This is a genomic window from Aminobacter sp. LjRoot7 (assembly GCF_964252895.1).
GTDB classification, from domain to species: Bacteria; Pseudomonadota; Alphaproteobacteria; order Rhizobiales; family Rhizobiaceae; genus Aminobacter; species Aminobacter aminovorans_B.
Map to the genome: position 1 here is coordinate 132,270 of NZ_CAXUPX020000007.1, position 16,764 is coordinate 149,033.

Below are 16,764 nucleotides of genomic sequence, written 5' to 3' on the forward strand. Positions count from 1 at the left end.
CGCTTGCAGCCAGGTTAACGCCGCCCTTGGCGGGCGCGACCACCTGCGATATTGACATCGCGCGCAGCGCGCGCCACCTCAGGCGCGGATACCTCGAGCTTCAAGAAGGCCGTCCGATGACCGGCTATTTTTCGTCCCCATTTCCCCGCCGCAAGTCGGTTGGCGTCAGCGTCGGCGGCGTGGTCGTTGGTGGCGAAGCGCCTGTCGTCGTGCAGTCGATGACCAATACCGACACGGCCGACATCGACAAGACGGTCGCCCAGGTCGCAGCCCTTCATCGGGCCGGCTCCGAAATCGTGCGCATCACCGTCGACCGTGACGAGAGTGCCGCCGCCGTTCCGCATATCCGCGACCGTCTCGCCCGCCTAGGCATCAACGTGCCTTTGGTCGGCGATTTCCATTACATCGGCCACAAGCTGCTTGCCGACCATCCCGCCTGCGCCGAGGCGCTTGCCAAGTACCGCATCAATCCGGGCAATGTCGGGTTCAAGGAAAAGAAGGACAAGCAGTTCGCCGACATCGTCGAGATGGCGATCCGCTACGACAAGCCGGTGCGCATCGGCGTAAACTGGGGCTCGCTCGACCAGGACCTTTTGACCCGGCTGATGGACGAGAACCAGGCGAACGGCTCGCCGCTCACCGCCAGCCAGGTGATGCACGAGGCCATCGTGCAGTCGGCGCTGATCTCTGCGGATCTCGCCGAAGAGATCGGCCTGCCGCGCGAAAACATCATCCTGTCGGCCAAGGTCAGCGGCGTCCAGGACCTGATCGCCGTCTACACCATGCTCGCTGCGCGCTCCAACCACGCGCTGCATCTCGGCCTTACCGAAGCCGGCATGGGTTCGAAGGGCATCGTTGCCTCGTCGGCAGCCATGGGCATCCTTTTGCAGCAGGGCATCGGCGACACCATCCGCATTTCGCTGACGCCGGAGCCCAATGGCGACCGCACTCGCGAGGTCCAGGTGTCGCAGGAACTGCTGCAGACGATGGGCTTCCGCCAATTCGTGCCGATTGTCGCCGCGTGCCCGGGCTGCGGCCGCACCACCTCGACCGTGTTCCAGGAATTGGCCCAGAACATCCAGGACGATCTGCGCAAGAACATGCCGGTCTGGCGGGAGAAGTATCCCGGCGTCGAAATGCTCAAGGTCGCGGTGATGGGCTGCATCGTCAACGGCCCTGGCGAATCCAAGCATGCCGACATCGGCATCTCCTTGCCCGGCACCGGCGAGACGCCGACGGCCCCTGTGTTCATCGACGGCAAGAAGGCGGCGACGCTGCGCGGCCCTGCCATTGCCGCCGATTTCGAGAAGATGGTCGCCGACTATATTGAGCAGCGTTTCGGTCGCGGCCAGGCGGCAGCCGAATAAGGATGCGGAACCTGTCGAGGGCAGCTCTGGCTTTCCTCGTTTCGCTGGCCATGTGCGTACCTGCACTGGCCGATCCGCCGCGGTCGCCGAAAAAAGCCCATGCCGCGCGCGTCTGCGAGCTCATCGACACCCATGCCCGGCGCCACGGTCTGCCCAGCGAGTTCTTCGCCCGGTTGATCTGGAAGGAAAGCCGCTTCGATCCGAACGCGGTGAGCCCGGCGGGTGCCGAGGGCATCGCCCAGTTCATGCCAGGCACCGCCGCCATGCGCGGTCTCGCCAATCCGTTCGACATGGAACAGGCGATCCCGGCGTCAGCCCGGTATCTCGGCGAACTCAAGTCCGGCTTTGGTAATCTCGGTCTCGCTGCCGCCGCCTACAATGCCGGCGAAAACCGCGTCGCCCGCTGGCTTTCGTCAGGCGGCTTCCTGCCGCTCGAAACCGAGGACTATGTGCTCGACATCATGGGCGAGCCAGCCGACAACTTTGCCGACAAGGCCCATGCCGGAACGAACCGGCCGCTCGATCCGAAGATGTCCTTTGCTGCTGCCTGCCAGAATCTCCGGGTCATCATGTCCCAGACCATCGCCATGGCCAGTGTGCATGTGAAACCCTGGGGCATTCAGGTTGCCGGCAACTTCCGCCGTGCGGCAGCGATCAAGCAGTGGCAGCGGCTCGAGGGACGGTTTCCGAAACTGCTGTCGTCGCATGAACCGGTCGTCAGCCGGGTGCGCACGCCCATCGGTCGGCGTGGCATCTATGCTGTGCGCATCGGCGCCGATGATCGCAATGAGGCAGGTCAGATCTGCCAGAGTCTGCGCAGCATCGGCGGCTCCTGCATCGTGGTCAGGAACCGCTGAAGCCGGTCTGTTCAAGCGGCAGCAGAGCTTTTGAGCGGCGGTTGATCCGTGAGCAGGCGATATGCCGTTGCAGCATCGTCGGCCTTGCGCAGGCGCGCCACTACTTCGACGTCACGCAGCCGCCGCGCAATCTTGGCCAGCACGTTGAGATGTTCCTGCGGCGAGGTCTCTGGCAACAACAGCAGCACGACAAGATCGACATCCCGGTCGTCGATGGCCTCGAACGGACAGGGCGCAGCGAGGCGCGCAAACGCGCCATATGGCCTTTGCAGTCCGCGCATCTTGGAATGAGGGATCGCGACGCCCTGGCCAAGCCCGGTCGATCCGAGCTTTTCCCTGGCTGCAAGCACCGAACTGATCTCGGCGGCCGGGCAGCCGGTGCGCTGCGCCGCACGGGCCGCAAGCGCTTTGAGCAGCCGCATCTTGCTCTCCGGCCGGAGGTCGAGGACCACGTCCTCGACCGAAATCACGTCCGAGATTTCCATTGTCAGCTTGAAAGCATGGTGGCCAGAGCGAGGCCACCCAGCAGCACGCCGGTCACGAAGAACAGGCGGGTGAACATGAAGGGTTCGGTCTGGCCCTTGACCAGCTTGCTGTCATTGGCGGCATCGCGGCGCGTGGGCTCTGCGGTCCGTGCGCTGACGAACCGGTCGGGCATCTGGGTACGAAGCATTTTTTTACTTCCTTGTTGTTCGCGCCGGAGCGGCGAGGTCGCCGTCGTCCGGTCGCGTCAGGAAGGTAAAAGCCACCGCATCAGGATTCGAGACGGGCGGGACTGCCAAGAAATAAAGAAGTCGTAGGGATCCCGGCGGCCCTTATGCCGACTGCACCAGTTCGACGCTCTCGCTCAGCCAGGTGCCGATCTTGGCGCCGAGCTTGTCGGGCGATACCGGCTTGGGCAGGTAATCGTCCATGCCGGCATCAATGCATTTCTCGCGATCGCCCTTCAGCGCATGCGCCGTCACGCCGATGATTGGCGTGCGGCTGCCATTGGCTGCTTCCTCCGTGCGGATGGCGCGCGTCGCCTCGTAGCCGTTCATCTCCGGCATCGAAATGTCCATCAGGATCAGCTTCGGCTTGAAGGTGCGGTACATCTCAACCGCCGTGCGGCCGTTGCCGGCGATGCGGTGGCTGAGGCCGAGGCCCGACAGAATCTGGCCGAAGACGAGCTGGTTGACCTCGTTGTCCTCGGCCACCAGGACATCGAGCCCGTTGCTCTGCAGAGCCGCTGGCTCCGGATGGGCAAGTGGTGCAGCTGCAGGGCCGCGGATAACGGTGAAGGCCGGCGGCGGCGCGTGGCGGACAGGCTCGCGCACGAATTCGGTGCGGCCGGCCTGCGAACGGGCCTTCTGCACCGCGGCGATCACCGTGCCGAGCAGCACCGCCGAGCGGGCCGGCTTGGTCAGGTGTGCCGCGATGCCGAAATCGAGCACCATGCGGGAGAAGTCGATCTGGTCGACCGAGGTCAGCAGTACCACCGGGATTGACAAGATACGGCTGTCGGCGGCGATCGCCTTGGCGACGTCGGCGCCGTTCATGCCGGGCATCTGGTAGTCGAGGATGACGCAGTCGACGCTGGCGCCGAGCTGGGCGGCGCGGTCGAGGAAGGCGAGGCCGATGGCGCCGCTTTCGGCGGCGGCGCAGTCAAAACCCCAGCTCTTCAGCTGTTCGATCAGGATTTCGCGGTTGACCGGGTTGTCGTCGATGACAAGCACGCGCGCGCCGGTGACGTCGACCGGCACGACGCTGCTTGCCTGCTGTGCTTCATAGACAGGCAACATGGCGGTGAACCAGAACACCGAGCCCTTGCCGAGCTCGCTTTCGACACCGATGCGGCCGCCCATCAGGTCGACGAGGCGGGCTGCGATGGCAAGGCCGAGGCCAGTACCTTCGTGGCGGCGGGTCGAGCTGCCGTCGACCTGGGCGAACTTCTCGAACACGCTCTGCAGCTTGTCTGAGGGGATGCCGATGCCGGTGTCCTCGACGCGGATGCTGAGCGCCACGGTACCATCGACGGTCTCGCCGGTCACGTCGACAAGCACATGGCCGCGCTCCGTGAATTTCACCGCATTGCCAAGCATGTTGGTGATGATCTGGCGGAAGCGGCCGACATCGCCGGTCACGTGGGTGGGCAGGCGGGGGTCGACGCGGACGATGAGCTCGAGGTTCTTTTCGGCGACTCGGGCTGAGATCAGTGTCGCGACATCCTCGACCGCCTCGCCGAGATGGAACGGGGCGGGATCGAGCGTCAGCTGGCCGGCGTTGATCTTGGAGAAGTCGAGCACGTCGTTGATGATCGTCAGCAGCGCGTTGCCCGACTTCACGATGACTTCGGTGAAGGTCTTCTGGCGCGGCGTCAGGTCGGTTCGCGCCAAAAGCTCGGCCATGCCGAGCACGCCATTCATCGGCGTTCGGATTTCGTGGCTCATATTGGCGAGGAATTCCGATTTGGCGCGGTCGGCGGCTTCCGCCTTCGACAACGACTCGGCGCTTTCCGAAAATGCCTTGCGGATGGCGTGTTCCATCGGGCGGAAGACCCATGCCGCGACGCCGCCGATGACCAGGATCAACAATGCGCCTGCCGTCGTCAGCAGCCGGTCGCTGCGGGTCTCGGCGTAGCGGCGCTCGTTCTCCATGGCGGCGGTGGCGCGCAGCAGCATCGGCTGGGCAAACAGGTCGTTCTGGTTGCGGATCTCGCGATAGCTCCACTCGTCGGCGGTCTGTGCGCTCGCCAATGCTTCGAGGTTGTGGGTGATGTCGCGGGCCGACCAGAACAGATCGCCATTGACGGAAGCGCTGTCGAGTTCGCGCACGGATTTGTCGGACAGGCTGGGCCGTACCGTGTCGATCGAGCTGGTCAGGTGGCCGATGCGGGCGTCGAGTCGGGCGGCGTGGTTGCGGGCGGCGGCAGCAAGCGCTTCCTGCGTTTCCGGCCGCCAGGTGCCATTTGTCGTCTCGGCGAAACTGCTGGCGTTGCGCAGCTCGCGTGAAAACAGCTGCAGCTCGGCGGCAATCGCATCGACATCGCGGCGATAGGTGTTGCCCTGGCTGAAGGCCAGCACGACGACGATGGATGTCAGCGCGAAGATCAGGAGACCCGAAACGTATCGGATCCGTATCGAACGGATGAAGGACGAGTGCTCCGGCATGCGCAACCCCAAACACATACGCACAATTTTACAGAGCCGGAATAGACACCATTAACATTAAGAGTTTCTGACCCGCACAACTTGCCCGCGAGATTGTTGCTTGCCGGTCGACAATAGAGGTCAGCTGTTGCGCTCGGCGACGAAACTTGCGGCAGCCTTGAGCATGATTGCGCGTTCGCCGAAGGGCTCGAGCAGATCGTGCGCCTGGTTGACCAGACCGACGAGCTGGGAACGGGCCCAGTTCGGGCCGTGCAGCGACACCAGTGTCGCCTTGCCGGCGGCGGCGTCCTTGCCGGTGGCCTTGCCCATCGTCTCGGCGTCGGCTGTGAGGTCGAGCAGGTCATCGGCAAGCTGGAAGGCGAGCCCGATCGCCGAACCGAACTCGGCCAGCCTTTCGCGCTCGTCGGCCGAGGCGCCGCCGACAATGGCGCCGGCCTCGCAGGCGAAGCGGATCAGTGCGCCGGTCTTCATCGCCTGCAACCGGATGATGCCTGTTTCGTCGGGCTTGTTGCGTTCGGCGTCGAGGTCGAGTGCCTGGCCGCCGACCATGCCGCCGGGGCCGGACGCGCGGGCGAGCGCCAAAACAAGGGCTGCGCGTCGATCCGCCGGCAGCGGCGTCGCCTCGTCGGCGATGATGTCGAAGGCAAAGGTCAACAGGCCGTCGCCGGCAAGGATCGCAGTCGCCTCGTCGAAGGCCTTGTGCACCGTCGGCTGGCCGCGGCGCAGGTCGTCATCGTCCATCGCCGGCAGGTCGTCATGGATCAACGAATAGCAGTGCACGCATTCAAGCGCTGCTGCGACGCGCAGGGCTGCCTCGCCATCGGCTTCGAACAGGGCGGCACTTTCCAGCACGAGGAACGGACGCAGCCGCTTGCCGCCATTGAGCACGCCATGGCGCATGGCAGCCATCAGATGCCCGGGCCGCGCGATCTCGCCGGGCAGGGGGCTTTCGCCGAGCAGCTGCCGCAGCTGCGTTTCAACGGCCTCGGCGCGCATGCGCAGGAAGGTTTCGAACATGATATCGCTATCGATCGTCATGGCGGCGAGCGGTAGCCGACAGTCAGACGTTGCGCAAGAAGCCAAGCGCCTTTATGCCAAAAGGCTGACAAGGCAGGGCGGACGGGTTGTCGGAACCGATCATAGAGCCGGAAACCGAAAGGCTGGAGATGGCAGCAGCGCGACGCGGGATGTTCTCGCGCGGAAGCCTGCGCCGCTGGGTGCGGCTCGGTGCGCTGCTCGCCGCGCTCATGATCGCGCTGCCGGTGGTTCTGACCATCCTCTACCTTCCTCCCGTCGTGCGCCCGATCTCGACGCTGATGATCAAGGATGTCATCACGCTGCAGGGCTATGACCGCCAGTGGGTGGCGCTCGACGACATCGCACCCGTCATGGCGCATTCCGTCATCATGTCGGAGGACGGGCAGTTCTGCACCCACAGGGGTGTCGACCTGGGCGAGCTGCGTGGCGTCATCAGCGACGCGCTCGACGGAGAATCGACGCGCGGCGCCTCGACCATTCCGATGCAGACGGTGAAGAACCTCTATCTCTGGAATGGCCGCTCGTTCCTGAGGAAGGCGCTGGAGCTGCCGCTGGCGATCTATTTCGACGCGCTGATGCCCAAAAGGCGGATCATGGAGATCTATCTCAACATCGCCGAGTGGGGTCCCAACATCTACGGCGTCGAGGCGGCATCGCAGCATTATTTCGGCAAGCCGGCCAGCCAGCTGTCGCGGCGCCAGGCAGCTCTTCTGGCGGTGACCTTACCCAATCCCGCGGCACGCAATCCGGCCAAGCCGGGAGCCGGGCTCAGGCGCCTTGCATCGGTCATCGAGCGCCGCGCCACCAAGGCAGGCGCCTATGTGCAGTGCCTCAACTAGGTTAGCTGTCGCAGGACTGAAAAAAGAGTCGCTTCGGGCTGGTCAAGCCCGCTTTCGCCGTGTATAGGCTCGCCAACTTTCTCAGTTTCCGGCCCATGCGCGGCCCTTTCACGAGGGCGGACAGGGTCATTTGACCGATTGGTGGAGTATATCCATGGCTGTTCCAAAACGAAAAACCTCCCCGTCCAAGCGCGGCATGCGCCGCTCGGCTGACGCGCTGAAGGCCCCGACCTATGTCGAGGACAAGAATTCCGGCGAAATGCGCCGTCCGCACCACATCGACCTGAAGACCGGCATGTACCGCGGTCGCCAGGTTCTGACGCCGAAGGAAAGCTAAGCAGCTTTCCCCGGGGGGAAGCCAAGCAGCTTTACCTCAGCGAGCGAATTGGGAAAGGACCGGCCTTGCCGGTCCTTTCTTTTTGCGTGTTCCGGTGATGGTGCTGAATTTTCTTGACGCCCGGGCGTCGGGGGATTCTAGAAGGTGCCAGCGCAAAGCGGAGACCGGTCCATGCTCGCGGGCATTCCCCTTCTGATCATCCCCTTCATCCTCTACAACATCGGCCTTGCCGGCCTGTTCGGCACAGGTGTGAACGGCGACCCGTGGTCCGGCGAGATCCTGTCGCTCAACATGATGTCGGGGGGCGTGTTCACGCTGACGCTGGGCAATCTGATGGTGGTCATCGGATTGCTGCTGTTGTTCGTCGAGATCGTGAAATCGACGCGCACCAGCAACGCGTCCGTGGTCGACCATCTGCTGTCGACCTTCGTCTTCGTCGCGTTCCTGGTCGAGTTTCTTCTGGTGCGCGGCGCCGCGCACCCGGTGTTCTTCACCTTGATGGTGATCGCATTGCTGGATGTTCTTGCCGGCTTCTCGGTTTCGCTCCGCTCCGCCAGCCGCGACGTCACCTTCGGCCGCGAGTAAAAGCGCGCTCCCTTAGGGAACGCGCTTCGTGGTTCAGACCTTGGCGACGAAGCCGGCCGATTCGATGCCGGCCATGGCGGCCAGTTCGTCATTGTCCGAGGTATCGCCGGAAATGCCGACCGCGCCGAGCACGTCGCCATTCTTGTTGCGGATCAGCACGCCGCCCGGCACCGGCACGATCTTGCCGCCCGATACCGCCGAAAGGCCCTGGAAAAAATGCGGACGTTCGACGGCGGCAACGCCGAGTGCACGCGAGCTCGAGCCGACGGCAAGCGCGCCATAGGCCTTGCCCGACGCCACCTCGGCGCGGATGAAGGGCGAGCCGTCCTGGCGCTGGAAAGCCAGCAAGTGGCCGCCGGCGTCGAGCACGGCGACGCCCAGCGGCTTGAACTTCTGCTCGGCGGCGAGACCGAAGGCGGTCTCAATGATGGCGTTGGCCTTGGCCAGCGTCAGTTCGGTCATGTGCAGTCCTCCTGATGAAATCGATGGGCGTCTAGCAAACACCCTCCCGACGCCGGGCAAAACCCTGCGTCAGGTTGAAAATCTCTCGTCCAAATGGGTAGGGGCGGATGGGATTATCCTGCAGCCGAAGTCGGCTTGCCTGCTGATCGGCCTCACCTGGCCACGTAAGATTGGCTCGCCACCAAGTTCGAGGTTCTCCGGCCCTTCGCTGTCGCTCCGGGCGTTCGACGCTCGGAAAGCCAAGCAATTGGCTTACCGTCGGCCTGAAAGGAAACTGGCAAATTCCCTGCCGGGCCCCCGCTGCCTGCGGCAGCTCCCCGGCGTTCGCACCCTTTGAAACGTCCACCGGACGTTTCAATCCGCCAAGGCGGACCGGGTGCTCACCCCATCGAATCGATCTTGCGCTGCATTGCGGCGAGCTGGTCCTTGAGTTCCTTGAGCTCATCCGGCTTTTCGGGCGCTTCTTTCTTCGCAGGCTCGGCGGGTGCTGCGGCACCAGTGCCTGGCATCGGAAACGGCGTGAACATGCGCATCGCGTTCTGGAACAGCTCCATGTTGCGACGCGTCTGTTCTTCCAGCGCCTTCATCGGTGCTGCGCCCTTCATCATGTCGATTGGCGCCTTGCCGAAGGTCGCCTTCATCTGCTCGCGGAAACGTTCCTGTTCCTTCGAGAAGGCCAGCATCGACTGTTCGAGGAAGCTTGGCACGACCATCTGCATCTGGTCGCCGTAATAGGAGATCAGCTGCCTGAGGAACGGGATCGGCAGCATATTCTGGCCGTCCTTGTTCTCCAGTTCGAAGATGATCTGGGTCAAAACCGGGTGCGTGATGTCCTCGCCGGTCTTGGCGTCCTGCACGGTAAACTCTTCGCCCTTCTTGACCATTTCGGCCAGGTCCTCGAGCGTGACGTAAGTACTCGTGCCGGTGTTGTAGAGCCGGCGGTTGGCGTATTTCTTGATTACGATTGGCGTGTCTTTTGCGGCCATCAGCATCCTCCCCCGGAAGACCGGAATGCCATGTAAGCAGCCGGTAACATTTCGCCGGTCACGAGGATAAGCGCAAAGCAATCGCAAATCCAAGTGGTTTGTGCACTGCAAGAAGGCAAGGCGGGTCAACGCCGGCAAAAAATTGCTGCGCAGCATTGCTGCAGTGCGGCCGCAGCATCGGCAATCCGCTGATTTTCCGGTTTGACTCGGCTCCTGGAACGGGCAAGAAAAGTCATGAGCGCCAATGTCCTCGACGCGCAACAACCATTCGTCAAACGAAGTCTGGAGAGAAACATGTCCGCCTCGTCCTCCATCGTCGTCGCCAGCGCCGCCCGAACGCCGGTCGGCTCGTTCAACGGTGCCTTCGCCAACACACCGGCACATGAACTCGGCGCTGTCGCGGTCCGCGAGGCGCTGGCACGCGCCGGTGTCGACCCAAGGGAAGTCGACGAAGTCATCCTCGGCCAGATCCTTGCCGCCGGTGCCGGCCAGAACCCGGCCCGCCAGGCCGCCATGGCTGCTGGCGTGCCGCAGGAGGCAACCGCCTGGGGCCTCAACCAGCTGTGCGGCTCGGGCCTGCGCACCATTGCCATCGGCATGCAGCAGATCGCCACGGGCGACGCCAAGATCATCGTCGCCGGCGGCCAGGAATCGATGTCGATGGCGCCGCACTGCCAGCATCTCCGCGGTGGCGTGAAGATGGGCGACTTCAAGATGATCGACACGATGATCAAGGACGGCCTGACTGACGCCTTCTACGGCTACCACATGGGCAACACCGCCGAGAACGTGGCGCGCCAGTGGCAGCTCACCCGCGACGAGCAGGACCAGTTCGCCGTCGCCTCGCAGAACAAGGCAGAGGCCGCCCAGGTCGCTGGCCGGTTCAAGGACGAGATCGTGCCGGTCACCATCAAGGGCAAGAAGGGCGACACCATCGTCGACCAGGACGAATACATCCGCCACGGCGCGACGCTCGATTCACTCGCCAAGCTGCGCCCTGCCTTCGACAAGGAAGGCTCCGTCACCGCCGGCAACGCCTCGGGCATCAACGACGGCGCTGCCGCTGTCGTACTGATGACCGAAGCCGAGGCCGTGCGCCGCGGTCTCACCCCGCTGGTCCGCATCGTCTCCTGGGCGACTGCCGGCGTCGATCCGCAGATCATGGGCACCGGCCCGATCCCGGCTTCGCGCAAGGCGCTCGAGAAGGCCGGCTGGACCGTGAACGACCTCGACCTCATAGAAGCCAACGAAGCCTTCGCCGCCCAGGCCTGCGCGGTCAACAAGGACATGGGCTGGGATCCATCTATCGTCAACGTCAACGGCGGCGCCATTGCCATCGGCCATCCGGTCGGCGCTTCCGGCGCCCGCGTCTTCAACACGCTGGTTTACGAGATGCGGCGACGCAGTGCGAAAAAGGGTCTCGCGACCCTGTGCATCGGCGGCGGCATGGGCGTCGCGATGTGTGTCGAGGCGATGTAAATCGAAAACAACCAGGGCGGCCCATGTGCCGCCCTTTTTGTCTCTAGCGCATGACCCCCGAAAATCGGGGTCGATTTTCAGAAAGGATCATGCGCCAATTCAAAGTGTTACAGCGTCCTTTGCGCGTCCAAAGGACGCGCGGCGCTGTAAGAGCCTGTCGCAAGGGCAATCCATCAAGCAGCAGAAAAGGGGAAACGTATGACTAAGGTTGCACTCGTTACCGGCGGATCGCGCGGCATTGGTGCTGCGATTTCGATCGCGCTGAAGAACGCAGGCTACAAGGTCGCCGCCAACTATGCCGGCAATGACGAAGCTGCGCAGAAGTTCAAGGCCGAGACGGGCATCCCGGTCTACAAATGGTCGGTTGCCGACTACGACGCCTGCGAGGCCGGCATCAAGCAGGTCGAGGCCGACCTCGGCCCTGTCTCGGTGCTGGTCAACAATGCCGGCATCACGCGCGACTCGATGTTCCACAAGATGACGCGCGAGCAGTGGAAGGAAGTCATCGACACCAACCTGAACGGTGCCTTCAACATGACCCATCCGCTGTGGAGCGGCATGCGCGACCGCAAATTCGGTCGCGTCATCACCATCTCGTCGATCAACGGCCAGAAGGGTCAGGCCGGCCAGGCCAACTATTCGGCTTCCAAGGCCGGCGACATCGGCTTCACCAAGGCGCTTGCTCAGGAAGGTGCGCGCGCGGGCATCACCGTCAACGTCATTTGCCCGGGCTACATTGCCACTGAGATGGTGATGGCGGTTCCCGAGAAGGTGCGTGAATCGATCATCGCCCAGATCCCCGTCGGACGGCTCGGCGAGCCGGAAGAGATTGCGCGCTGCGTGGTGTTTTTGGCTTCTGAAGAGTCGGGCTTCGTCACCGGGGCGACACTGAGCGCCAATGGCGGACAGTACTTCGTCTGATTCACACTGCTTTGCTGGAAAAGAAAACGGCGCCGAAAGGCGCCGTTTTCGCGTCTGCCCGATGCAGGCTCAGTCCTTTTCGAACATCGCCTTGTGAACGATGCCGGCGATTGCCGCGCCGACGATCGGGGCAACCCAGAACAGCCAGAGCTGCTGCAGGGCCACGCCGCCAACAAACAGTGCTGGGCCGGTCGAGCGGGCCGGGTTGACCGAGGTGTTGGTCACCGGGATCGAGATCAGGTGGATCAGCGTCAGCGCCAGGCCAATGGCGATCGGTGCGAAGCCGGCGGGCACGCGACCATGGGTCGAGCCCAGGATGATCATCAGGAACATGAAGGTCAGGACGACTTCGATGATCAGTGCCGAGGTCAGGCCATATTTCCCGGGCGAAGCGTCGCCATAGCCATTGGTCGCGAAGCCACCGATGCCGGCGAAGTCGGCCTTGCCGCTGACGATCAGGTAGAGAACCGTCGAGGCGACGACAGCACCGACGACCTGGGCGATGACATAGGGCACCAGGTTCTTGGCTTCGAAGCGCCCTGCCATCATCAGGCCGACCGAGACCGCGGGGTTGAAGTGGCCGCCTGAGATGCCGCCGACGGCATAGGCCATGGTCAGCACGGTCAGGCCGAATGCCAGCGCAACGCCGGCAAAGCCGATACCGAGTTCGGGAAACGCAGCAGCAAGCACGGCACTGCCGCAGCCGCCAAAGACGAGCCAGAATGTGCCGAGGAACTCGGCGAATAGACGTTTGGACATGATCTTCCCTCCAGATGTCGTGCGCCTGCGTGGTGCGCCGCATTTTCCGGAGGCCCCGCCTGGGCAACCCCCGCCGCGCAGACTCAACGTCTGGGATGGAGACACGGCTCGGCGCCGGGCACAACGGGTGTAGTTCCCTTAACGTAATGCAATCACAGATATTTTTGCTCGGATCGGTATGTGCCGCTATGGCACGCAAAGGTTAACGCGCCCGAGAGGCTGTTGTGGGCAAGCCTGTGACTCCCCGGTGGATAATCGGTGGATCAGCAAGGGCAGGCACAACATCTAGCGGTGAACAAATCAGGAAACTTGTCCTATCAGTGATTCGTCGCCTGTTCGTTCCGCATTTGGTTCAAATCTTAACGAAATGCCGTCCGCCAGCCTTCCCCGTGTTAACCTGGAGGTAGGAAACATCAACAAAATCATTATTTTGCACCGAGCATAAAAGGCCGTTCCGGCGCTTGGCCGGCAAAGGTTAACAGCAGCGCGCTAAAGCATGAAACGGGCCACTTTAGAGAATCTGCATGTGGTGCGGCTTGCCAGAGCAAAATCTATATGTTGGGGTGAACAAAACCTGAATCTGCCGGAGTCAGTGATTCGTCGCTGATTCGTTCCAGACTCGTTCCATCTCTTAAATCTGGAACATTCCGCTTTCGCTTCGCCGCGCAAATCCCTATGTGTCCAGTCGTCGTGAAAGCGGCGCAACGCCGGGTGGTCCCGGCGCCGAGGGCGGTTCCTTAGAATGAATGTCCACTTCAAGCAGAATGACCCCCTGATCCTGTCGGGTCGCGATGTGACAGCGGTCCTTGGGCCGACCAACACCGGCAAGACACATCTCGCCATCGAGCGCATGGTCGCGCATGAAAGCGGCATCATCGGCCTGCCGCTGAGGCTGCTTGCCCGCGAGGTCTATGGCCGGCTCTGCGAGAAGGTCGGCGCCCACAAGGTCGCGCTGGTCACCGGCGAGGAGAAGATCCTGCCGGCTGGTGCGAAATACTCGGTCTGCACCGTCGAGGCGATGCCGCGCCAGACCGACGCCGCCTTTGTCGCCATCGACGAGGTTCAGCTCGCCGGCGATCTCGAGCGCGGCCATATCTTCACCGACCGCATCCTGCACCTGCGTGGCAGGCAGGAAACGCTGTTGCTTGGTGCCGCCACCATGCACGGCATCCTGCAGAAGCTTCTGAAAGGCGTGTCTGTGGTCACCCGGCCGCGCCTGTCGCATCTTGCCTATGCCGGTTCCAAGAAGCTGACGCGGCTGCCGCGCCGCTCGGCCATCGTCGCCTTCTCGGCCGACGAGGTTTACGGCATCGCCGAACTCATCCGCCGCCAGCAGGGGGGTGCCGCCGTTGTGCTCGGTGCGCTCAGCCCTCGCACCCGCAACGCCCAGGTCGAGCTCTACCAGTCCGGCGACGTCGACTACCTGATTGCCACAGATGCCATCGGTATGGGCCTCAATCTTGATGTCGACCATGTTGCCTTTGCCCAGAACCGCAAGTTCGACGGCTATCAATATCGCCAGCTGACCGCTGCCGAGCTTGGCCAGATCGCCGGTCGTGCCGGGCGCCATCTGCGCGACGGCACCTTTGGCGTCACCGGCCAGGTCGATCCGTTCGACGAAGAACTGATCGAGAAGATCGAAGGGCATGATTTCGAACCGGTGAAGGTGCTGCAGTGGCGCACCGCCCAGTTCGACTTCGCCAGCCTCGACACACTCAAGCGTTCGATCGACACGGTGGCGCCCGTCGAAGGCTTGACGCGTGCGCTGCCAGCGGTCGACGCCCAGGCGCTCGAACATCTTTCGCGCGACGAAAACATCCGCTCGCTCGCCACCAACCGCGAACGCGTCGCCTTGTTGTGGGAGACATGCGCGCTGCCCGACTACCGCAGGATCGCTCCGGCCCAGCACGCTGACCTCATCGCCTCGATGTATGACGATCTCGCCCGCAACGGCCATGTCGATGAAAACTACATGGCCGAGCAGGTACGCCGCGCCGATTCCACCGAAGGCGACATCGACACGCTTTCCCACCGGATCGCACAGATCCGGACCTGGACTTTTGTCTCAAACCGCCCTGGCTGGCTTGCCGATCCGGCACACTGGCAAGAAAAAACGCGAAACATCGAAGACAGATTGTCGGATGCACTGCATGAGCGGTTGACGAAACGCTTTGTAGACCGCAGGACTTCCGTCCTCATGCGCCGCCTTAGAGAAAACACTATGCTTGAAGCCGAAATAAGCCCGTCCGGAACTGTCCTCGTCGAGGGTCATCACGTCGGCGAACTGCAAGGGTTCCGTTTCACCGCCGACCAGAGCGCGGGTGGAGAAGACGCCAAGGCTGTGCGCACGGCAGCCCAGAAGGCGCTCGCCACCGAATTCGATTCCCGCGCCGAACGTTTCTCGGCGTCGCCCAATGGCGATATCGCGCTTGGCTCCGATGGCGTGCTACGCTGGATCGGCGCGCCGATCGGCACGCTCGTTGAGGGCGAGGACGCGCTCAAGCCGCGCGTCGTGCTGCTTGCCGACGAACAACTGACGGGCCCGGCCCGTGACAAGGTCGCGGCGCGCGCCGACCGTTTCGTCAATTTCCAGATCGAGTCGCTGCTCAAGCCGCTCGTCGATCTCAAGGCCGCCGAACAGCTTTCCGGCATCGGCCGCGGCATCGCCTTCCAGCTGGTTGAGAATTTCGGTCTGATCAACCGTCGCGACATCGCCGAAGAGGTGAAGTCACTCGATCAGGAAGGCCGTGCGGCCCTGCGTCGCCTCGGCGTGCGCTTCGGCGCCTACCATGTCTTCGTGCCCGCGCTCATCAAGCCGGCGCCGGCGGGTCTGGTGACGCTGCTCTGGGCACTCAAGAACGACGGCAAGGACAAGCCGGGCTTCGGCGATGTCGTCCATGCGCTTGCCGCTGGCCGCACCTCCGTCGTCATCGACCAGGCTTTCGACAAGAGCTTCTACAAGCTTGCCGGCTTTCGCAATCTCGGCCGCCGCGCTGTGCGTGTCGATATCCTCGAGCGCCTCGCCGACCTGATCCGCCCGGCGCTCGCCTGGAAGCAGGGCATCGGCGCGCGTCCGGACGGTGCCTATGACGGCAGCTCGTTCATCGTCACGCCGCAGATGATGTCGATCCTTGGCGCCACCGGCGACGACATGGAAGAAATCCTCAAGGGTCTCGGCTATCGCGCCGAGCCGAAGCCGGCTGCCGAGGTCAAGGACAAGCTCGAGACCATCGACGCCGCCACGCGCGAGGCGGTGGCCAAGGCGCAGGCTGACAAGGCTGCAGCAGCTGCCGCTGCTGCCGGCGAGGCGACCGAAGTTTCCGCGGAAGCATTTGGCGAAGTCGCGCAGACTGCGGATGCCGAGCAGGCGCCGGACGCCGTTGCCGAGGTTGCAGCAGAGCCTGTGGCCGAAGTGGCTGCTGAGCCTGTCGCCGAAGCCGAGGTTGTTGCTGTACCTGCCGAGGAAGCCGAAGCCGTTGCTGAGCCTGCGGCCGAAGCCGAAGCGCAGTCGGAAGCGGTAGCCGTCGAGGCCACGGCTACTGAGGCCCAGCCTGCGACAGCCGAGCCTGCCGAAGAGCCCAAGCCGATCCTGCTGTGGCGCCAGGGCCGCTTCGAACAGCGTCCGCGTCATCGCCAGGACAACCGCCCGCGCGGTGGCCAGCGCGAGCAGCGTGCCGCCGGCGCGCCTGCCGCCCGTCAAGGCGAAGGCAACCGCAATGGCGGACGCGAGGGCGGAGAAAACCGTGAAGGCGGTCGTCCGCGCTTCGACCGCAAGCCTGGCGGCAAGCCGCAGGGTGAGGGTGGACGTCCCGACAACCGTGGCCGTGGCGAGCGTCCGCAGGGCGAAAGGCACGGCGGCGACCGCAACGGCTCCAAGGGCAAGCCCGCCTTCCAGCCGAAGCCGCGCGAGGAGCGTCCGGTGCGCATCGATCCGGATTCGCCCTTCGCCAAGCTCGCCGCGCTGCGCGACCAGCTCAAGAAGTAA

The 16,764-nt window shown here is 63.6% G+C and carries 15 protein-coding genes; 8 read left to right on the forward strand and 7 right to left on the reverse strand.

Going from position 1 to position 16,764, the window contains the following annotated elements:
• The first annotated feature begins 116 nt into the window (after positions 1–116).
• Together ispG and ACSQ3E_RS19660 are read left to right on the forward strand one after the other, a co-directional pair.
• Positions 117–1,367 (forward strand): flavodoxin-dependent (E)-4-hydroxy-3-methylbut-2-enyl-diphosphate synthase, encoded by a 1,251-nt coding sequence (gene ispG / locus ACSQ3E_RS19655; RefSeq protein ID WP_310320795.1) that lies wholly within the window; start codon positions 117–119, stop codon positions 1,365–1,367.
• A 2-nt stretch (positions 1,368–1,369) separates the two neighbouring features.
• Complete coding sequence (locus ACSQ3E_RS19660) at positions 1,370–2,224, forward strand: lytic transglycosylase domain-containing protein (RefSeq protein ID WP_436123982.1); 855 nt, start codon at positions 1,370–1,372, stop codon at positions 2,222–2,224.
• 11 nt (positions 2,225–2,235) lie between these two features.
• Here the strand turns inward: ACSQ3E_RS19660 and ACSQ3E_RS19665 are convergent, their stop codons facing one another.
• The 4 genes from ACSQ3E_RS19665 to ACSQ3E_RS19680 form a co-directional block, all read right to left on the reverse strand.
• Positions 2,236–2,709 (reverse strand): PTS sugar transporter subunit IIA, encoded by a 474-nt coding sequence (locus tag ACSQ3E_RS19665; RefSeq protein ID WP_436123983.1) that lies wholly within the window; start codon positions 2,707–2,709, stop codon positions 2,236–2,238.
• A 2-nt stretch (positions 2,710–2,711) separates the two neighbouring features.
• Positions 2,712–2,897: a hypothetical protein gene (locus tag ACSQ3E_RS19670; RefSeq protein WP_436123984.1), complete on the reverse strand. Its 186-nt coding sequence runs from the start codon at positions 2,895–2,897 to the stop codon at positions 2,712–2,714.
• Between the two features lie 142 nt (positions 2,898–3,039).
• On the reverse strand, positions 3,040–5,373 hold the full coding sequence (locus tag ACSQ3E_RS19675; RefSeq protein ID WP_436123985.1) for a response regulator: 2,334 nt from the start codon (positions 5,371–5,373) through the stop codon (positions 3,040–3,042).
• Between the two features lie 120 nt (positions 5,374–5,493).
• Positions 5,494–6,411, reverse strand: coding sequence for a polyprenyl synthetase family protein (locus tag ACSQ3E_RS19680; RefSeq protein WP_436123986.1), 918 nt, complete (start codon positions 6,409–6,411; stop codon positions 5,494–5,496).
• Positions 6,412–6,539: 128 nt separating this feature from the next.
• Between ACSQ3E_RS19680 and mtgA the strand changes: the two genes are divergently transcribed.
• The 3 genes from mtgA to ACSQ3E_RS19695 all read left to right on the forward strand — a co-directional run bounded on the left by mtgA (position 6,540) and on the right by ACSQ3E_RS19695 (position 8,172).
• The gene (gene mtgA / locus ACSQ3E_RS19685) at positions 6,540–7,250 is read left to right on the forward strand and encodes a monofunctional biosynthetic peptidoglycan transglycosylase (protein WP_436123987.1); all 711 of its coding nucleotides are present in this window, start codon (positions 6,540–6,542) and stop codon (positions 7,248–7,250) included.
• A gap of 154 nt (positions 7,251–7,404) precedes the next feature.
• Positions 7,405–7,587 carry a 50S ribosomal protein L32 gene (rpmF, locus tag ACSQ3E_RS19690; RefSeq protein ID WP_008834724.1) on the forward strand — a complete coding sequence of 61 codons (183 nt, stop codon included), beginning with the start codon at positions 7,405–7,407 and terminating at the stop codon, positions 7,585–7,587.
• A gap of 171 nt (positions 7,588–7,758) precedes the next feature.
• A complete protein-coding gene (locus ACSQ3E_RS19695) occupies positions 7,759–8,172 on the forward strand; it encodes a hypothetical protein (RefSeq protein ID WP_310320962.1) in 414 nt (137 codons plus the stop codon).
• A gap of 33 nt (positions 8,173–8,205) precedes the next feature.
• On the opposite strand, the gene ACSQ3E_RS19700 is transcribed toward ACSQ3E_RS19695, so the two are convergent.
• Together ACSQ3E_RS19700 and phaR are read right to left on the reverse strand one after the other, a co-directional pair.
• Entirely contained in the window at positions 8,206–8,634 is a 429-nt protein-coding gene (locus ACSQ3E_RS19700; RefSeq protein ID WP_310320965.1) for a GlcG/HbpS family heme-binding protein, read from the reverse strand.
• Positions 8,635–9,014: 380 nt separating this feature from the next.
• The gene (gene phaR / locus ACSQ3E_RS19705; protein WP_310320966.1) at positions 9,015–9,620 is read right to left on the reverse strand and encodes a polyhydroxyalkanoate synthesis repressor PhaR; all 606 of its coding nucleotides are present in this window, start codon (positions 9,618–9,620) and stop codon (positions 9,015–9,017) included.
• A gap of 294 nt (positions 9,621–9,914) precedes the next feature.
• Here phaR and ACSQ3E_RS19710 point away from each other — a divergent pair, with 294 nt between their 5' ends.
• Entirely contained in the window at positions 9,915–11,099 is a 1,185-nt protein-coding gene (locus ACSQ3E_RS19710) for an acetyl-CoA C-acetyltransferase (RefSeq protein WP_436123988.1), read from the forward strand.
• A gap of 198 nt (positions 11,100–11,297) precedes the next feature.
• Positions 11,298–12,020, forward strand: coding sequence for a beta-ketoacyl-ACP reductase (locus tag ACSQ3E_RS19715; RefSeq protein ID WP_310320972.1), 723 nt, complete (start codon positions 11,298–11,300; stop codon positions 12,018–12,020).
• A 69-nt stretch (positions 12,021–12,089) separates the two neighbouring features.
• Here the strand turns inward: ACSQ3E_RS19715 and aqpZ are convergent, their stop codons facing one another.
• Complete coding sequence (aqpZ, locus tag ACSQ3E_RS19720) at positions 12,090–12,779, reverse strand: aquaporin Z (RefSeq protein ID WP_310320975.1); 690 nt, start codon at positions 12,777–12,779, stop codon at positions 12,090–12,092.
• Between the two features lie 742 nt (positions 12,780–13,521).
• Here aqpZ and ACSQ3E_RS19725 point away from each other — a divergent pair.
• A complete protein-coding gene (locus ACSQ3E_RS19725) occupies positions 13,522–16,764 on the forward strand; it encodes a helicase-related protein (RefSeq protein ID WP_436123989.1) in 3,243 nt (1,080 codons plus the stop codon).

Coding starts and splice junctions, on each gene's coding strand:
- ispG (WP_310320795.1), top strand. CDS start 117: ATGACCGGCTATTTTTCGTCCCCATTTCCCCGCCGCAAGTCGGTTGGC.
- ACSQ3E_RS19660 (WP_436123982.1), top strand. CDS start 1,370: ATGCGGAACCTGTCGAGGGCAGCTCTGGCTTTCCTCGTTTCGCTGGCC.
- ACSQ3E_RS19665 (WP_436123983.1), bottom strand. CDS start 2,709: ATGGAAATCTCGGACGTGATTTCGGTCGAGGACGTGGTCCTCGACCTC.
- ACSQ3E_RS19670 (WP_436123984.1), bottom strand. CDS start 2,897: ATGCTTCGTACCCAGATGCCCGACCGGTTCGTCAGCGCACGGACCGCA.
- ACSQ3E_RS19675 (WP_436123985.1), bottom strand. CDS start 5,373: ATGCCGGAGCACTCGTCCTTCATCCGTTCGATACGGATCCGATACGTT.
- ACSQ3E_RS19680 (WP_436123986.1), bottom strand. CDS start 6,411: ATGACGATCGATAGCGATATCATGTTCGAAACCTTCCTGCGCATGCGC.
- mtgA (WP_436123987.1), top strand. CDS start 6,540: ATGGCAGCAGCGCGACGCGGGATGTTCTCGCGCGGAAGCCTGCGCCGC.
- rpmF (WP_008834724.1), top strand. CDS start 7,405: ATGGCTGTTCCAAAACGAAAAACCTCCCCGTCCAAGCGCGGCATGCGC.
- ACSQ3E_RS19695 (WP_310320962.1), top strand. CDS start 7,759: ATGCTCGCGGGCATTCCCCTTCTGATCATCCCCTTCATCCTCTACAAC.
- ACSQ3E_RS19700 (WP_310320965.1), bottom strand. CDS start 8,634: ATGACCGAACTGACGCTGGCCAAGGCCAACGCCATCATTGAGACCGCC.
- phaR (WP_310320966.1), bottom strand. CDS start 9,620: ATGGCCGCAAAAGACACGCCAATCGTAATCAAGAAATACGCCAACCGC.
- ACSQ3E_RS19710 (WP_436123988.1), top strand. CDS start 9,915: ATGTCCGCCTCGTCCTCCATCGTCGTCGCCAGCGCCGCCCGAACGCCG.
- ACSQ3E_RS19715 (WP_310320972.1), top strand. CDS start 11,298: ATGACTAAGGTTGCACTCGTTACCGGCGGATCGCGCGGCATTGGTGCT.
- aqpZ (WP_310320975.1), bottom strand. CDS start 12,779: ATGTCCAAACGTCTATTCGCCGAGTTCCTCGGCACATTCTGGCTCGTC.
- ACSQ3E_RS19725 (WP_436123989.1), top strand. CDS start 13,522: ATGAATGTCCACTTCAAGCAGAATGACCCCCTGATCCTGTCGGGTCGC.